Below are 17,428 nucleotides of genomic sequence, written 5' to 3' on the forward strand. Positions count from 1 at the left end.
TCACGATTATGGAAATGGTGGATGACAGAGTGTCACTCGGGACATAGAGCGCTCTTCGCAGTCTTTTCATATAAGCTGCGAGCAGCCCCGTGTCCTAACCGTACGGAGAACAAGAACAATGAAGCCGGCTTTTATCAACGCCCATGCACAACAAGTGCTACAAGCCGTGCAGGGCACCTCTGCCAGCCACGGCCATACGACTGACCTGGCTATCACACGGTCTTGGCGCCGTTGCTTGGATCAGTATCAGCTCGATCCCGCCAGTCGCCGCGCAACGAATGTGGTTGAGCACCCACGTTTACAGGATCACCGCGCCCCCCTGGAACACATCATCTCCGTGGCGCATTGGCAGATGACCAGCTTGCACCGACAACTGGGGTGTGACGGCCATGTGGTGCTACTCACCGATGCTCGCGGTGTGGCGATTGACAGTGTGTTCAACGACTCCGAACGAGTCGAGTGCCAGCGTTCCGGACTGTGGCTCGGTTCGGTATGGAGCGAGGATTGTGAGGGTACCAATGGTGTCGGCACGTGCCTGGTCGAGCGACAGCATGTCACCATCCGTCGTGATCAACATTTCCATGGCAAACACGCCGGCTTAACCTGTTCGGCCAGCCCGATATTTGATGCGGGCGGAGAGTTGCTCGCCGTTCTTAACCTCTCTTCTGTGCGCGAGGAACAAAGTCTCCAGCAGCACTTCAAAGCCATGGCGTTGACCAACCTGACAGCCAATTTGATCGAGAGCTGTTATTTCCTGGGACATGATCCGCAGCGGTACTTGCTGCGCTTCCACCCGGAGGCCGGCTTCGTTGGGCTGTTGGGCGAAGGTCTGCTCAGTTTTGACGAGAGCGCCTGTATCTGTTCAGTCAATCATGCTGCCCTGGATCTGCTGGGCCTCAGCCGTGACCAGGTGGTTGGGCAATCTCTGACGATGCTGCTGGAAACACCTCTCGATCTAGTGATGAGTCAGGCCAGCTCACAGCCCAGTGTCTGCTGGCCAATGCGGCTGGTGGACGGCCGCAAGTTCTACGGACAGTTGCGAGAACCCCTACGCCAGGTGCCTTTAGTCGCTCCTGTAATCCCCCAAATTAACGACGTGCACGTGTGTCTGGAAGACCCGCGCCTGCAACGCGGCTTTGCTCGCGCATTGCGTGTGTTGGAGCGTGACGTGCCGGTGTTTTTACAGGGCGAAACCGGTACCGGCAAAGAAGCCTTTGCTGCGGCGCTGCACCGCGCCAGCTCCAGAGTCAGCAAGCCGTTTGTGGCGATCAATTGCGCGGCCATTCCAGAAACGCTGATCGAGAGCGAGCTGTTCGGCTATCGCGGTGGCAGCTTCACTGGTGCGCGCAAGGACGGAATGATCGGTAAGCTGGAGCAGGCCAATGGCGGCATTCTATTTCTCGATGAAATCGCCGATATGCCACTGGCGTTACAGACTCGCCTGCTACGCGTGTTGGAGGAACGCCAGGTGATGCCGCTAGGCGGCGAGACGGCACGTCCGCTCGATATTCGCCTTATCAGTGCCAGCCACCAGGATCTGCACACCTGTGTGGCCGAAGGGCGTTTTCGCGAAGATTTGTTTTATCGCATTGCTGGGTTCGCCGTGCAGCTCCCGCCGTTGCGTGAGCGTTCAGACAAGGGCCGTTTGCTCGACCTATTGCTGCGCGAGGAGGCAGCGGGGGCCCGAGTTCGGCTGGAGGCGGGCGTCAGAGAGCGCTTGCTGGCGCAGCCTTGGCCGGGCAATGTCCGGCAGCTGCGTACGTGCCTGCGCACACTGGTAGCGTTGGCATTGGAGGGGCGTGTCACCCTGGACGATTTGGCGGAGTTACTGCCGGCAGTGCCAGCTACAGTTGCGCTGGCCGAAAATCCGCTGGGCGTATCCGAGCGGCAGACACTGCTCACATTGATTGAGGAGGAACACTGGCATATCGCCCATGTTGCCGCTCGCCTAGGGATCAGCCGGAATACGCTCTATCGCAAACTGCGTCATCACGGTATTTCACGACCCGGTTGAACGCAGAATGACATCGTCGCTTTTCCTGCCTCTATGGGCTTGAACTCAAGCGATAGAGGTGGAGCAGGATAGGTCGCTAATATCAGCCATGTGTTCGTGCTCGACATGACGCCAGCTCCGTATGCCACATATGTGGCCTGCCCCTCTGTAGCTTTTGCAGTATCAAATGTTTATCTGACATGCATCCTGCCCCATCATTTGATGGATTTATGAAGTGCCGCTTCGGCTTCCGATACTAGGAGTATTCATCGGCAGGGTAAGAACCTGGAATGAGAGGGCATCAGTGATAGGCTCTCAGACCGAATTATGCGCGGCGATATTGCAATATTGTCCTTTGAAGTACAGCAATGGTTGCGTAGCAGCAGTTTCTTGCAGGTTTAACGCTTTCACTTCGCCAATCACGATCAAATGATCGCCGGCGGAGTGTTCGGCGTGAATTTCGCAATCAAGCCAGTGCAGGCTACCGACAATGATCGGATTACCCAGCGGCGACTCCTGCCATTCGACTCCATGCCACTTGTCCGTGCCTCGCCGAGCGAACTGGTTTGAAATTTTGATCTGCTCACCTGACAGGATATTGACTACAAATCGACCTGCCTGGCGAATTTTGGGATAGCTGGCCGAAGTGGACATTACGCTGAACGACACCAGCGGCGGGTTCATCGACACGCTATAGAACGACTGACAAGTGAAGCCAATCGGCTCTCCATCAATGTGTGATGTGATCACCGTGATCCCGGATGCGTAGTGCCCGAGCGCTTCGCGAAAGCTCAATGGCTCGATAGCATTACTAGGGAATGACATAGTAGATCCTAAATTTGGGGCGTAGCTCAAAATGCCAAGGAAGGTTGAGGCAGGTTATTTTCAATCAACCGCTTCAATCCCCCCCGTACACCTCTTCCTGCTTTAGCACAGCACTAGATCGAGAGTTCTCTTCGGACAATTTCTGCGCCTGCACTTAAAGCACTCAGCTTGCCTCTTGCTACTCCACGAGATAGGGGGGCCATGCCACAGTTGGTGCAAGGATAGAGCTTGTCGGCATCTACGAACTGAAGTGCTTTTCGTAGAGTGTTGGCTACCTCCTCTGGTGTTTCAATAGTATTGGATGCCACATCAATGGCGCCTACCATCACTTTTTTACCTCGAATAAGCTCGATGAGATCCATCGGAACATGAGAGTTGTGACATTCCAGTGAGATTATATCGATACTGGATTTTTGCAGCTTAGGGAACGCTTCTTCATATTGCCGCCACTCTGACCCCAGAGTTTTTTTCCAATCAGTATTGGCTTTAATGCCATAACCGTAGCAAATGTGTACAGCCGTCTCACATTTAAGACCTTCAATTGCCCTTTCTAAGGTGGCGACTCCCCAATCATTTACCTCATCGAAGAAAACGTTAAAGGCGGGCTCATCAAATTGGATAATATCAACGCCAGCAGCCTCCAATTCTCTGGCTTCCTGATTAAGGATTACGGCAAATTCCCAAGCCAGTTTTTCTCGACTTTTATAATGGTTGTCATAAAGCGTATCAATCATGGTCATGGGGCCTGGCAACGCCCACTTTATGGGTTGCTTTGTTTGCTGACGCAAAAACTTGGCATCTTCAACAAAGACCGGCTTTTGGCGAGTAACAGCACCCACGACCGTCGGTACGCTGGCATCATAGCGATTACGAATTCTTACCGTTTCACGCTTCTCAAAATCTACGCCGCTAAGGTGCTCAATAAACGTAGTGACGAAATGTTGGCGCGTTTGTTCACCATCACTGACAATATCAATACCGGCCTGTTGTTGCTCTTGCAATGACAAACGCAGAGCATCTTGCTTGCCCTCAATCAATGCCTCATCTTGCAATTTCCACGGTGACCAAAGCGTCTCAGGTTCTGCAAGCCAGGATGGTTTAGGCAAGCTACCAGCCGTTGAGGTGGGTAACAATTTTTTCATAATAGATGACCTGGTTTTTTAATGAGTCAAAGGGCGTAACTGGCAGACCACTGCTCCAGAATAGCTTGGTATGGTTTGATAAAGTGCTCTTTTACAAACTGGCCCTGCTCAATAGCTAGCCGGTTACGCTCTTCTCGATCATAAACAATTCGAGTTAATGAGTAATCGTGGTGCTTCAAACTTGGCTGAAAGGATTTTCCTGCTGCAGAATTCGCATTGTAAATCTCAGGGCGATAAATTTTTTGGAAGGTGTCCATCGTACTGATGGTGCTGATTAGCTCAAGATTTGTATAGTCACCAAGCAAATCGCCGGTAAAATAAAAAGCCAAAGGTGCAACGCTGTTTTGAGGCATGAAATAGCGAACGTTTAACCCCATTTTTTTGAAATATTCATCAGTTGAGGAATATTCATCTTGCTGGTATTCGATGCCCAGGACTGGATGCTGGTTTTCAGTTCGTTGATAAGTCTTGCTGCTCGAAATACTGAGGCATATAACTGGCGGCTTATCAAAGTTATCTTTGTAGGTTTTGGAATTTATGAAGCACTTAAATAGCTTTCCGTGCAGCTCTCCAAAATTATCTGGAGTGCTAAATTCGGGTTGATTCTTGTTGTGCTCCAACAACAGCACACTAAAATCATAATCTCTCACGTAAGAGGAAAAATTATTCCCTACAATGCCATCAAAGCGCTCGTTTGTTTTTCGATCAACAATATTCGTTTTCAATATTTCAATCAGGGGGATGGCGTTGTCACTGATTTCAACATTAATATTCATCTCGACAGAAATGATTTCAAGTTCGACAGTATAACGATCGCTTTTAGGATTGTCCCAGTGGGCCAAGGCATTGAAACGATTGTCAATCATTTTTAAGGTGTTGCGCAAATTCTCTTGGCGGCTCTTTCCTCGAGCCAAATTAGCAAAGTTAGTGGTGATGCGCGTATTTTCGGAGGGGTGATAATTTTCGTCGAAAGATATGCTCTTAATGGTAAATGCAAATTCATCAATCATTGTAATCTGGCATCCTAAATTCTGAGATAAAACCTGAGTTTATTTTTTGCCTCGTAGGCGCGCCCAGTTTTTCTGGGTTTCCACTCAGTAGTTTTTAACAATCTCTATATTAAGACGCATTTTAGGCTGGGCAATTGATTGAGTGAAACAGAATTGATTTCATTAAAATCTTTAGTCAAATTCATGATGTGGAGACGGTCAATTGCAGACGTCCCTATCCCGCAGTGGTTCACTGAATCGCCCTGGCTTTCGCGAAGGCCGCTTCATTTTAGAGCGACTAACAATCCCCAATGAATTGCGGTCAGTCATCGCTATGGGATGGTCTATGGCCCCACATCTAGAATTCAGCTCAGTCCTGTTGACTCGACTTGATCCTTGCTGCTGAAAACTCGTCGGTTGCGTAGAGGTGGTCGTCCATGGAGAACGAGCGCACGTCTGTGCGTAGAGCAAAGCCAGGGCTGTTTAACACCGCAGAAAGCGGCCGTCGCGTGGCATTGAGAGCTGTCTTTGAAGTAGCCATTTTCCAGTTCGAAGACGATGTTGCCACTGGAGCTGGATGAGCGTGGCGATTCGTGCCGTTGGTTCGAAGCATTCTCTGGCTATGATGGGGCGAGGCGGGAAGCGAAGGCCGTTGTTGATGTTATTGGCGGGCTGGAGAAGGGCTTTCTTATGGAAGATTTGAAAGGGGGATGTTGGGCTGCGGTGCTAAAGCTATCGCTCCTTGGGGCTTTAGCCCGGCTCGAAAGCGCGCTAGACGAATCTGTCCCTAACTGACTTTCCTTGAGTGCTTCTGGGAAGCGCATTACGACCGCCTCAGCTCATCTGGGCGTTAACAACTGTACGCTTTCCCAGGTCTCAGTCAGCTCGTCTGTTCGATCCGCAATTTGAGGTTTTTTCGAGAGGACTAGGCAGCGCGTACTGCCGACAAATTCTTCTATCAAATAAAGCGCGTCACCCACATCAAGCTCCAGCTCTTGCAATGCCTCATCTGGAATTCGAATCGCACCATCACCATCCCATTCTTCGATGATGATTTTCATAGGTTGCTTTCTCACGTGTGGTCTCCACTGGTTCTTTTCTGCATGCTGTTAATTACCGATGGACTCACGATGGCATTTTTTAAAGATCCGGATAGTCGTCAAGCCTAAGGCTAGGAGCACCTGCTTGCGGCTCATGCTTGGGCGTATGTACCACTCCAGCTTCAGCATCGGCACGCATCTGATCGAGCTCTTTATGAAATGCCTTGTCCTGTACCGTAGGCTTGCTCGTGTACGGTTTGCGCTCTGGTTCAGGCTTGGCTGCATACGTCGTAACCGCGTCAGGGTTGTGCTGTAGTTTTTCTTGGACTTGCGATTCCAGCATCGCTCGGAGCGCATCTTTGTCGGGGCGGTTAAGCAATTTGTTACTCCAGGTTGGTGAGCAGCGATTGGCCCATTGGCTGGGAGGTGTGAATAGGGCACCCCAGTCTACACACCAACCGCCTACGGTAAATAACGATACTCAGTATGAAAATAGCAAATTCAGGACGCAAGTCTCAGCCTAATGTCGGGCTTTGGCCAAGGTTTCGCGAGATCGGTTTTCAACAAGCAACAACTATTTGCAGTTACCTGCCTTTCGATATCCAGCCGCCTGGGCCTCAGTTTCTGAGGTGAAGGAGACCTGATTTTTTTCAGACACCTGACCATAACCAGGGCACCCCATTGAAAGGTGATACACCTGGCTCTTGCGGTTCCCAATAATCAAGCTTAAGCCGGATGCGTTCGCAAGGGTGTGTTGGGTTGCTATTGGCGCAGGAGAATTAACAGGAATCGCGCTAACGACCCCATCACCAACGGCTCTGTATCCTTGCGACCATTGACGTTCGCCAGTTACGAATGGATTGGAGTGCCCCATGATTTCTGCAATGCGTCGATCGCGCTCTTTCTCCCAGGACGAAACCGGGTATTGCTTATCCCAGGCCATCAGCAGTTGTTGCTGTTGACGAGACATGCTGAGGTTGTATCTGTCGAACATGTAAAAGGTTGTCCTGGCGACTAACCCTTTGACCTCATCACGTGGTTCGGCAGCTCGTTGATCAAAATCAACCCGGGTCTTGCATTGACCATATTGAGGCGCTACCCCGGAGGCAATGCCGTAGTTGAAATTACTACGGTCGCCGTTCACTTCCCCTACTGATGGGTAGAGGTTGAACAGATCGGCCTCCATTGCTCGGAAAACGGGATCATCATCCACGCAGTGCTCTCGACCGCCATTTTTCCAGCATTGACGCTGGTTGCCGAATGTCCAGGCGGGAACGATGTGTTCCCACTCAGTCCGCTCCGCACGATTCTCTTGCTTTCTGGCCTTAAGGCCGCATGACTCAGCGTCGATACGGCCACCTGATTTACCCACCCACGTCCATTTGCAGCCGCAATACAACTCGCCCATGGAGCTGTTCGCCTGGTCGAGGTAGATTTTCTGCTTGGCTATGACCTTGGCTTCCGAAAAGGTCGATGGAGGACTTGAAAAGGCGGGGTTAATTACAGAGAGGGTCAGCGCGACTACGGACAACAGCTTTTTCATTGGAAAACATTAGCAATCTAGGGAGGAGTGCATTGTACGCACGACGGCCACACACCGACCGCAGTATTTCTAAGGTGAGCGAGGCGAGTTCGGACATCAACTGACGGGCTTTGAACAACGAAACCGCCTTTGGAAAATTTAGCTACTGCTTGCCAGCTGACCGGGAGCAGCTAAGCTTGATGGGGCGTATAGCGTAGCGGTGGCCTATATCGCGAGCGGCACAACGATTTCGCCGCGTTCCACCTATGGGGTAACTCTCCCATGGAAGAAAATCTGCACCAGAGGGCGGAGCGTTTCATAGCGCTTCGTGCCCATCATCCTGCGTGGTTGCTGTTGGCGTCGCGATACGCTCCTTTGGTTCTTGGCAGCTTACGAACGCTTTTCGAACCCGGCCATGACGGTATAGAGCTGGACGATGCTCTGCATTCGCTGGCCGACACCTTGGCCAACTACGCAGATGAAGAGCTGTATCAAGTCGAGGCAGGTACTGAGCTTCAGCAGGCAAACCGAGAGCTCGGAGAGTGGATCAAGCGTCGGCTCATCGTCGAGCGCAATGGGCGACTGTACGCGACCGATGCTTTGGAATCGGCGATCCGGTTTACCGAGTCGCTCGATAACCGAGTCATGACCTCGACGGCTTCACGACTGTCAGTCGTTCAGCGTGAAATCGAAAATCTCGAAACGCATCTTAACTCTGACCCGAAAAGCAGGGCACTCAGCCTGAAGCGGCGTATTCGCGAGCTGCAGATCGAACTCGACCAGGCTAAAGCAGGGCATATCCCAATTTTTGACGAGGAAAAAGCGATTGAAGGGATCCGAGAAGTCTATGCGCTAGCCATTAGTCTGCGGGCGGACTTCAGGCGTGTTGAAGACTCCTGGAGCAATGCCGACCGGTTGCTTCGGCAATCGATCATTAGTGAGCAATGCCACAGAGGAGAGATAGTCGACAATCTCCTTGATGGTCAGGATGCTCTGCTGAATACGCCGGAGGGACGGGTATTTGACAGTTTCCAGCAACAGTTGAGGGCGCCCATAGAGCTCGACAGGATGAGGACTCGCCTGCGAAATATCATGCACCACCCAGCCGTCCCCTTAGCGCTGCTACGGCCACAGCAAAACGAACTGTTACGCTTGGTGCCGCGATTGCTACAGGAGTCAGAGGCCGTGTTGCGGGCGAGGGCTCGAAGCGAACGCGACGTCAAAGGTTTCTTGAAAACCGGGCTCATTGCTGAACATCACCGTGTTGGTCACTTGCTGAATGAATTCTTGAGCTTGGCAGTGAACATTAACTGGCAGCGCCAAGCAGTCAGGCGACTGCCAGTACCCATTCCTGCCGTCGGCATGGCGTTAGCAAAGGTGCCCGCAATTGAGCGCCTTCGATTCAAGGGTATCGCTGACGAGAGCGCACCTGATCTTGATCTGAGTCGACATGCGACAGCTTTGGATCAGATAGAGGAAGAGTTTTGGCAGTCGTTCGATGGCTTGGATCGCGAAGCCTTCGTGACGGAGACACTGCGAATTTTGGAAGAGCAAGGGCGGCCCCTTTCTTTGGCTGAGCTAGGGGCTTTGCTTCCTCCAACGCATGACCTGGAGTGTTTCACGTTGTGGATCACGATGGCCCGGGAGGCCGGCATCGCCATCAATGACAAGGAAATCGAAGCGTTTGATTTGGCGGATGCAGAGGATTGTCGGTGGCGGTTCCATCTGCCTTTCACCCAACTTGAGTCGCAGAAGCTGCGCGATATCAAATGGGAGCTTTGATCATGCCGAGCGTTTTTGATGAATTGACAGGTACACCCATTATCCAGGAAGGGCTCAATGAAGACAGCGAGCAAGAATCAGATTCGGAGGAGTCTCAAATAGAGCCTTTCGAAGCACAAGACGATGACTTACGTACCACTCGCGTTGTACGAGAGGCTGTCCAGCAATTATACAAAAATGGAGATATTGAGGAGTCGGAGGATCCGCGTCTCTACAGGGCCGCCGTTGCGAATGCAGAGCTGATTGAGCGGATCCTGGAGCCCTTTGATCTCAACGTGCGTTTTGACGAAATCAGGGGCTTGGCATTTGTCGTCGTACGGCAGCAACCAGACGATACCGCAGATGGCTGGACACATCCCTTAGTCCGCCGACATACGTTCAGCCTCGAACAAACTCTGCTGATCGCGCTGCTACGCCAGCATCTCATCGCTATCGAAATGGAAAGCGGTGTAGGAGCCGGCATCGCTCAAATGACCGTTGATGACGTCATCACGCAGCTCCATGCCTATCTAGGCGATCCGGGCAGCGACCTCAAAGACCGAGCGCGTGCAGTCAACCTTCTTGAGCAATTGAAAAACCATCATCTCGTAACGACGATTGACGGCAGTGACCGCTTCACCATTCGCCCGTTAATTGCTCATGTCGCGAACCCTGAGAATCTCTCTGCATTGATCCAATGGCTGGAAACCTACGGTGTGAGCCTGGATCGTTTGACCCCAGCAGGTGACGACGGGGAGGATCTATCATGAAAAGTGCGACTGGCAGTTACGTGTTGACCGCAATGGAGCTGTACAACTGGGGCAGCTATAACGGCTTGCACCACGCCCCAATTGATCCTGCAGGGACATCGCTGATCGGAACAACTGGCAGCGGAAAAACGACGCTCATCGATGCCTTCATGACGCTCATCTGTGCCAACCCGCGCTATAACCTGGCGTCGACGGGAGGCGTTGAGAGCGATAGGGATTTGGTGTCTTACGTGCGCGGTGCATCAGGGCCAGGAGAGAGCAGGGGCCCTAAGCAGCAAAGTGCTCGCCCAGGACGAACCATTTCTGGGATCTGTGCGACTTTTCGCCGTGGAGACGAAATGGTTCGTTTGGCCGCGCTCTTCTCGTTCGAGGGCACAAGCTCAGCTGCTACAGAGATGGAAAAGTGCTGGATACTCACACATCATCCTGAGCAGACCTTGGAGTCCTGTCTCCTCGCTTATCACGATGAAGGTAAACGCGGCTTAGGTCGAATCGAGAAGAATGTTCAAAACTTTTGGCTACACGGAACTCGAAAGGAATACCTGGCTCGGGTGCGGGCTTTGTTTCAAGTCGGCGACAACGCGTTCTCGCTGCTGAACCGCGCTGCGGGCATCAAGCAATTAACCGATATTGATTCAATTTTCCGCGAGCTGGTATTGGATGACCGCTCTGCGTTCGGCCGTGCGGCGGAAGTGGTTAAGAGTTTCGAAGATTTGAGTGAGATTCACCAGGAGCTTGAGATCGCACGTGCGCAGCAGAAATCACTGAAGCCGATTGCGGAATGTTGGGAGGCCTTCAAGAAACAGGCAGAGAGCCTTCAGGAGCTGAAGGCGGTCGAAGCGATAGCCCCGGTCTGGTTCGCAGAACAGTCCCATCAACTCTGGTTGGCCGAAAAAAGCAGGCTGGACGTTGCAGCTGAGGATTCGGCGTTGCTTCTGAAGCAACTCGCAGATCAGCGAATTGAGTGGAAACAGCAGTGTGATATGCATCTCCAAGCCTATCTTCAGAAAGGTGGTGCCAGCATTGATCAACTGCGCAAACGGGTTGAGGAGTGGGAAAACGTTCGGGAAACCAGAGTCAATTACTCCGCACAATACCAGCGCCTTGTGCGGAAACTAGGTCTGCCAGAGGAGCTGTCCTCCGACGCTCTGACTTTGAACAAGGCGCATGCAGCCAAGCAGGGTGTTGCCCTGGCAAATGAAATGAAAGGGCAGCGTAGCGAGACTTTCCAGCGTGGGATTGTCGAGTCGGACGTTCGCACCCAGCTTCTGACCTTGAATCAGGAAATCGATGAGATAAAACGCCGGCCTGGGTCGAATATACCAGGCGAGTATCATCAGTTTCGCGGCCAACTGGCGGCATACCTTGAGGTGAATGAAGCAGAGCTTCCATTTGTGGCAGAGCTTGTACAGGTCAAACCTGACGAACACATATGGCGGGGCGCTATCGAGCGAGCAATTGGTTGGCACCGCCTTCGTGTCTTGGTTTCACCCGAGAAGGTTAGGGCTGCTTTGCAATGGATTAACTCTCGTGACAATCACCTGCACGTGAGAGTTCTCGAAGTTGCCCTTGACGTCGAGCCGCGTAGATTTTTCGAAGATGGTTATGCCCGCAAGCTCGAGTTCAAATCACACCCTTTTCGCAAGGCCGTGGAATCATTGATCGCTGACAATGATCGCCATTGTGTTGCTGATCCGGCTGTTCTGCTCTCAACTCCTCATGCAATGACCAAAGAGGGGCTGATGTCAGGGAAGCCGCACTTGTACGAGAAGCGGGATCAAAGTCTGCTCAACGCTCACTGGTTCACCGGGTTTGATAACCAAGACCGTTTGGCGTATCTGAGCCAAGAGGTTGCCACCGTCGACCTGAAGCTTGCTGCTGCCGTGAATGCGGTACGCGCAGCTCAAGATCGTTTAGGAAGTCTTGAGGACGCTAATACTGCTTGCCTGCTGCTCAGGGACGTCGAGTTCAACCTCATCGATCTTCCTGGTGCGGATAATCAACTCATTGACCTGAAGGGGCAGCTTGATTACCTGACACGCCCGGACACTGACGTTGCTTTGGCGAAAAGGCTTCTGGATGAGGCTATGGCCAAGAGAGATGCGGTCGAAGATGCGCATGTGAACGCGAATGTCACTTACGCGCTGTGTGTAAAAGGGCGTGACAACGCAGCCGTGATGGTCGAGAAAACGTTCAGTCGCGCCGAGCTTGGGATGACGAATGCAGAGCGCTCCGCTGCCAACAAGTACCTTCGCAGGCTCGATACCCATGAGCTGCAGGATCTTAATGACATTGAGCGGCAAAGCTACGAAACCCTCAGTAAACGCATTAATAACAATAACGATCAGCTTGTTGAGCTACAGAGTGATCTGGTCAGAAAAATGTCCGATGCCAAAAGCCGGGATACTGGGGCATTAGCAGACGTGGGACGCGACCTGATCGATGTACCTGCTTACATCGAACGTTTGAGGGTGCTCACTGAAGAAGCCCTGCCACAAAAGGTCGAGCGTTTTCTCACCTACCTCAATCGCTCATCTGACGACGGTGTCACCCAACTGCTCAGCTACATCGACCAGGAAGTGTTACTTATCGAGGAACGTATAGACGAGCTGAACAGCACGTTACGTCGGGTTGAGTTCCAGTCCGGTAAGTACCTTCGCTTGGTTACCAGCAAGGTCGTACACGAAAGCCTGCGTTCCCTGCATGCCTCGCAGCGCAAGCTGACTTCTGCCCGGTTCGTTAATGACACCGGTGAGACTCATTATCGAGCGTTGAAGAGCTTGATAGAGGTGCTAAAAGAGGCGTGTGAGAAAAGCCGGAACGTCTCGGCAAGGGCAATGCTAGACCCCAGATTCCGGTTGGCTTTTTCAGTGTTTGTAGTCGACTCGGCCAGTGGCATGGCCACAGAAGGGAGGAAAGGCTCCCAAGGCGACAGCGGTGGTGAAAAGGAAATTGTCGCTTCGTACGTCCTGACTGCGTCCTTGGGTTATGCGTTGTGTCCTACCGGTGAAAGCCGACCCCTGTTCGGTACCATCGTGTTGGACGAAGCGTTCTCGAAGAGCTCACCAAGTGTTGCGGCGCGGATCATAGCGGCCCTTAAGGAGTTCGGGCTTCATGCGATCTTCATTACCCCAAACAAAGAGTTGCGCCTGTTGCGGCTCCATACCCGCTCTGCGATTGTTGTACACAAGAAAGACGGTCTATCAACGATGGTATCCATGAGCTGGGAGGCTCTCGAAAATTACTACAGGGCCCGTAAGGGGAAAGGTGATACAGCTGTGGACAGCACCCCCAGCGAGCCGCAGTAAGCAACTATGAAATCGCCGGAGGAGCTGCGCCAGAAGCTAGCCCGCCAATGGGATCTGCCAAGCGTACGTCTCAATCAGCTACTCAATCCTTTGGCGTGGCCCATGGTGCTGAATATTGGCAAGCCTTCAGCCCAGTGCTTCAACTCACATACCTCAAAGGTTCAAAGACATGTTGAAGCTTGGCGTGAGGTGAAAGTCGGAACGATTGAATGGGCTGACATTGCGTATCGCTGCGGCGCCGAAACGGTCAGCGTCCCTATGAAGTGGTGCCTGCGCAACCCATCCGAGTGGGTTGCAGCGGCATCCCGTCGTTCGGTAAGCGACGAGTATGCTGCGCTGGGATACCTGGTAGAGCGAGTACCTGCTCATTTTCGACAGTTGCTGATCTCGCGGCGTAATCTCTGGAGGGACAAGCCAAAAGAAGAAGTCATTCAGGCCGCAGTATTGGCATCGCAATTGTCTCCAGGATGTGCGCAGGGACTACCGCTCAGGTTGCTGTCCGGATACGGCGTAGACACTAAATTCTTTGAGCGCAACGAATTGCTCTTAAGAAAGATGCTCGACGTCATGTTCGAGGGGGAAGCATCAGTGCAGGGACTCTGTGGTTTTTTGGATGCGTACGACGATACGAGCCATTGGGTGCTGGTTACACCACTCGAATCAGGTCTCTTGCCATTCAATCGACAGCAGGTCACGACCTCCGAGCTCGCTCAAGTTGCGCTGCCTGGGACGCGCCTCTTAATCGTGGAGAATCAAAAATGTCTTCATCAACTGCTTGAGCTACCTGAGACCATTGCGGTTTTAGGGTGTGGGCTAGATTTGGAGTGGCTGTGTTCTGGTCAGCTACGTGACAAGTCAGTTGCTTATTGGGGAGACATAGATACCTGGGGGCTAAGGATGCTCGCTCGTGCGCGAGTGAAGCATGGAAAAGTGACCTCATTGCTGATGTCCGAAGACGTGTATGACGCGCACAAGTCCAGGTCAGCTGTCAGGGAGCCCGTACGGGCCCAAGACACGCCGCCAGCTGGCTTAACGTCAGCTGAGGCTGCATTGTTTGTGCGGCTAGTGGCGAGTCGCAAGGGCCGGCTGGAGCAAGAATTCATACCTCGACAGGAAGTACGGGCGGTATTGGAGCGATGGGTATCGTCTCAAGGAGAAGCAAAGCTCTGATAAGTAGGATGCAGTGGCAAGGAAGGAGGTCGTGCCAAAGTGCACGGCGACGTGGTCGACGTGGGCGGAGGGGGCATGGGTGTGTTGCGCGAGTTTACTTGTCTCCGGCGGCAGCAGTCATAGCCCATGAGCTAGGATCATCTACTCATCAATCATTTACCAAAGTGCTTACCATGGAAGACACACCAAAGGCTCAAGAATCAGCCGATGATTTGTCCGAAGATGTCGTTACAAGAGCTTCGCTTTACGAACAGGCTTGGTCGATTCCTATGACCAAAATTGGCGAGCGATATGGCGTCTCTTCAAGCTACCTGGCCAGAGTTTTCACCAGCTTGAACATTCCTCGCCCCCCGGTGGGATATTGGGCTCAAGTCGCAGCGGGAAAAGGTAAAGCTCGCCCACCTTTGCCTGAGTCGCGGCCCGGAGATTTGACTGCCTGGAGTCGAAATGGCGCGCCTATTCAGATTTCCAGATCTTTGCCTAAGGAAGGTCAGAAAACGAGCCGAAAGGCGTCTTTAGCGCCGACTACTCTGCCTCGCAGACACCCACTTTTACTGGGAATTGAGGAGCACTTTAAGAAGGTTCGGGAAAGCGAAAACGGATATCTACGGCCTACAAAGCGTTCAATGGCAGATTTAATTGTGAGCCATACAGGGATCGCCCATGCGGTCAGCTTTGCAAACCAGTTGTATTTGGCTCTGATGAAAGAAGGGCTTGCGGTAGCGCTGAGCGATCCAGCCAAACACATGAATCGTGAATCCGTAGACCATAGAGAGAAGGCCTCAACGAGGTACATACACCCCTCACTTTGGCAGCCACAACGTCCCACGGTGGTTTACATTGGTAGCATCGTTTTTGGTTTGTCCATTCGAGATCAGTGAGTACGTCGAAGTCAAACGTCTGGATAAGGGGTACGTTCGGCTACGTTCGCTTCCTGCCAGTCAACGTCGTTCTCCCTATCACGATGGATGGATAATGAGTGAGGACATGCCAAGCGGTCGCCTTTGCCTTCAGGTTTATTCCCCTTACTACCGAGCGGAGTGGATTCACCGGTGGAGCGAGGACAAGCCTGGCGACTTGGTCAGCAAAATCCCCAGCATCGTAAAACTCTTGATCGGTGAAGCTCCCGGGCTCGCCAAAAAAGTTGAAGCTGAGCGAGAGAGGGCGGAGCTCGAATGGCAGAATCACCAGTTGCAGATGGCTGAATGGAAAAGAAAAGAAGAGGAGAAACGTCGACTCAAGGTGATCCAGGATAGCCGTGATCAGTTAGAGGCTGTGATTCAGACTTGGGCAAAGGTAAACAGCATTCAGGCATTCTTTGACGACATTGAGCGATCCGCACAAAGGGTGGGTGATGAGGAACGGAAGATGATCATGGAGCGGTTGGCTTATGCGAAGGAGTTGATCGGAGATTTGGACGTGTTAAAGCACTTCAATGCCTGGGCGCCGCCTGTACTTTAAGCCAACCCGACTGTGTTGCCGACGTAGAGCCGCGTCATGCATAAATCTTCACCTGCAACGACTTTTAGGTGACTTTCTCACGTGTGATCTCCATTGATTCTGGGGCAGCATGAGTTGCCCGAATCTTAACGGCCCTGCAGCAAGCTAATATCGAAATCGCTCTGCATACGCTTGACCGTTCCGATAATTATGGCTGCGAATCCTTCGTGGCTTCTGTCTTGTAGGCACACCCAAGCGTCCGGGTTGTTGGCCCAGTACGATGGGACGGGATGGGAAGTGAAAACCTTGGAGTCAAATGTCCACCATGGCCACCAAACGGTAGTGCGTCCAGGGTGATCGCATAGCTTGTCCATCGCTCGTTTGATTCTGCCGGAGTCGATCTTCTTGGTGTCCGCTTCGCTAAAGGCACAGATACCGAAATAAAGCTCTTCATGGTTTCGTTTGTTGAACGCCCAGCTAGGCCCACATCGGTCATCTGGATTTAAACGAGCTCCAATCTTCGAGTGAGCAACACCATTGATCAACTCCTCGTCAAAAACCAACTCGGCGCCCAATACGTTGAGTTCGCCACGCAAGTGATCAGCAAAGTCCCGCCATAGCTGGCGCTTGACCTCGTGCAGATGCTGAGAGATATAAAAAGCTCCCCTTAGGTTTTTTTCATTTCGCAGCATCAACTCGGTAAGTTCTTGACCGTTGTTCAACTGCACTTCTCCATTGATTTGTTCACGAATGAATTGCGCGACTGTCTCAACAAACAGGCGCACGGATGCTGCACGGGTGAGCAACGCGCATTCGTCCAGCCATCCAACTAGCCGGAAAAAATCCAAACTTACAATTCGATCGGCTAGGTGAGCGGGCGCGTGCTTGGGCAGGCTATGCTCGGATATTTCTCCGTTAGAGAGATAAATCAGCGTCCAGCGTCCGTCCAGGTGCTGTCCATTCAGATATGTTGCGTAGTCATAGACCTGTTTCTTCTGATCATTCGCCCAAGGCTTGTTTTCAATGGCTAGACCGCCTGTGCGAAACCTTAGGTAGAGATCCAGGCGTCTATTGCTTGGTAACCTGAACTCGGTGTGGCTGGTTAAATGATCCGCCGCGGTTGGCTGAAAGCTGGACTCTGGAAGTAAGGCGAGAAACTTGGCTAGGTATAAATCGCCCTGTCCATGTCGGCCTACCGGATCGAGCAGGAGGCTGAGATATGCAGAAAGCGCATTTTCGTCACGTTGAAGAAAGTCTATTAGTCGAAAGTCCGGTGCTAGCAGTGCTTGGTACTTTTGCTTCGCTTTGAGATCCAGGTCGTACCAGATCTGAAATTCGATCAACAAGTCCTCAATGACGGATGCTTCCATTCTGGCCTCATGCGTATGACGGGGTGGGGTAGCTTCGAGCAAATGCTTTTCGCGAAGCCAGAACGCTTTACGAAACAGTGGCTATCAGGTGTCGGTGC

Annotated in this window: 14 protein-coding genes; 7 read left to right on the forward strand and 7 right to left on the reverse strand. The window is 52.2% G+C overall.

Translation table 11 applies throughout. From position 1 onward, the window contains the following. The first annotated feature begins 118 nt into the window (after positions 1-118). Entirely contained in the window at positions 119-2,014 is a 1,896-nt protein-coding gene (locus tag AEQ67_RS18295; RefSeq protein WP_059405241.1) for a sigma-54-dependent Fis family transcriptional regulator, read from the forward strand. A gap of 294 nt (positions 2,015-2,308) precedes the next feature. Here AEQ67_RS18295 and AEQ67_RS18300 read toward each other — a convergent pair whose 3' ends face one another. The 6 genes from AEQ67_RS18300 to AEQ67_RS18330 all read right to left on the reverse strand — a co-directional run bounded on the left by AEQ67_RS18300 (position 2,309) and on the right by AEQ67_RS18330 (position 7,532). Further along, positions 2,309-2,818: a flavin reductase family protein gene (locus AEQ67_RS18300; RefSeq protein ID WP_059405242.1), complete on the reverse strand. Its 510-nt coding sequence runs from the start codon at positions 2,816-2,818 to the stop codon at positions 2,309-2,311. A 113-nt stretch (positions 2,819-2,931) separates the two neighbouring features. Beyond that, complete coding sequence (locus tag AEQ67_RS18305; RefSeq protein ID WP_059405243.1) at positions 2,932-3,960, reverse strand: methionine synthase; 1,029 nt, start codon at positions 3,958-3,960, stop codon at positions 2,932-2,934. Positions 3,961-3,986: 26 nt separating this feature from the next. Then, positions 3,987-4,970 carry a DUF1852 domain-containing protein gene (locus tag AEQ67_RS18310; protein WP_059405244.1) on the reverse strand — a complete coding sequence of 328 codons (984 nt, stop codon included), beginning with the start codon at positions 4,968-4,970 and terminating at the stop codon, positions 3,987-3,989. A gap of 818 nt (positions 4,971-5,788) precedes the next feature. Then, positions 5,789-6,010 (reverse strand): AbrB/MazE/SpoVT family DNA-binding domain-containing protein, encoded by a 222-nt coding sequence (locus AEQ67_RS18320; protein WP_442965647.1) that lies wholly within the window; start codon positions 6,008-6,010, stop codon positions 5,789-5,791. 79 nt (positions 6,011-6,089) lie between these two features. After that, on the reverse strand, positions 6,090-6,368 hold the full coding sequence (locus tag AEQ67_RS18325) for a hypothetical protein (RefSeq protein ID WP_063854458.1): 279 nt from the start codon (positions 6,366-6,368) through the stop codon (positions 6,090-6,092). Between the two features lie 195 nt (positions 6,369-6,563). After that, positions 6,564-7,532: an endonuclease gene (locus AEQ67_RS18330; protein ID WP_059405247.1), complete on the reverse strand. Its 969-nt coding sequence runs from the start codon at positions 7,530-7,532 to the stop codon at positions 6,564-6,566. 261 nt (positions 7,533-7,793) lie between these two features. Here AEQ67_RS18330 and AEQ67_RS18335 point away from each other — a divergent pair, with 261 nt between their 5' ends. The 6 genes from AEQ67_RS18335 (at position 7,794) to AEQ67_RS36255 (ending at position 15,981) form a co-directional block, all read left to right on the forward strand. Then, positions 7,794-9,293: a DUF3375 domain-containing protein gene (locus AEQ67_RS18335; protein ID WP_082377881.1), complete on the forward strand. Its 1,500-nt coding sequence runs from the start codon at positions 7,794-7,796 to the stop codon at positions 9,291-9,293. 2 nt (positions 9,294-9,295) lie between these two features. Next, positions 9,296-10,042, forward strand: coding sequence for a DUF4194 domain-containing protein (locus tag AEQ67_RS18340; RefSeq protein WP_082377882.1), 747 nt, complete (start codon positions 9,296-9,298; stop codon positions 10,040-10,042). Next, positions 10,039-13,350 (forward strand): ATP-binding protein, encoded by a 3,312-nt coding sequence (locus AEQ67_RS18345; RefSeq protein ID WP_082377883.1) that lies wholly within the window; start codon positions 10,039-10,041, stop codon positions 13,348-13,350. The genes AEQ67_RS18340 and AEQ67_RS18345 overlap by 4 nt, the downstream gene beginning before the upstream one ends. A gap of 6 nt (positions 13,351-13,356) precedes the next feature. Further along, positions 13,357-14,520 carry a Wadjet anti-phage system protein JetD domain-containing protein gene (locus AEQ67_RS18350; protein WP_059405248.1) on the forward strand — a complete coding sequence of 388 codons (1,164 nt, stop codon included), beginning with the start codon at positions 13,357-13,359 and terminating at the stop codon, positions 14,518-14,520. Between the two features lie 173 nt (positions 14,521-14,693). Then, on the forward strand, positions 14,694-15,401 hold the full coding sequence (locus AEQ67_RS36250) for a hypothetical protein (protein ID WP_236710361.1): 708 nt from the start codon (positions 14,694-14,696) through the stop codon (positions 15,399-15,401). A gap of 94 nt (positions 15,402-15,495) precedes the next feature. Continuing rightward, positions 15,496-15,981 carry a hypothetical protein gene (locus AEQ67_RS36255; protein ID WP_236710363.1) on the forward strand — a complete coding sequence of 162 codons (486 nt, stop codon included), beginning with the start codon at positions 15,496-15,498 and terminating at the stop codon, positions 15,979-15,981. Between the two features lie 125 nt (positions 15,982-16,106). On the opposite strand, the gene AEQ67_RS18360 is transcribed toward AEQ67_RS36255, so the two are convergent. After that, a complete protein-coding gene (locus AEQ67_RS18360; protein ID WP_059405249.1) occupies positions 16,107-17,330 on the reverse strand; it encodes a PD-(D/E)XK nuclease family protein in 1,224 nt (407 codons plus the stop codon). Positions 17,331-17,428 lie beyond the last annotated feature (98 nt).

Source organism: Pseudomonas sp. RIT-PI-q (genome assembly GCF_001297125.1).
Classification (GTDB): Bacteria; Pseudomonadota; Gammaproteobacteria; order Pseudomonadales; family Pseudomonadaceae; genus Aquipseudomonas.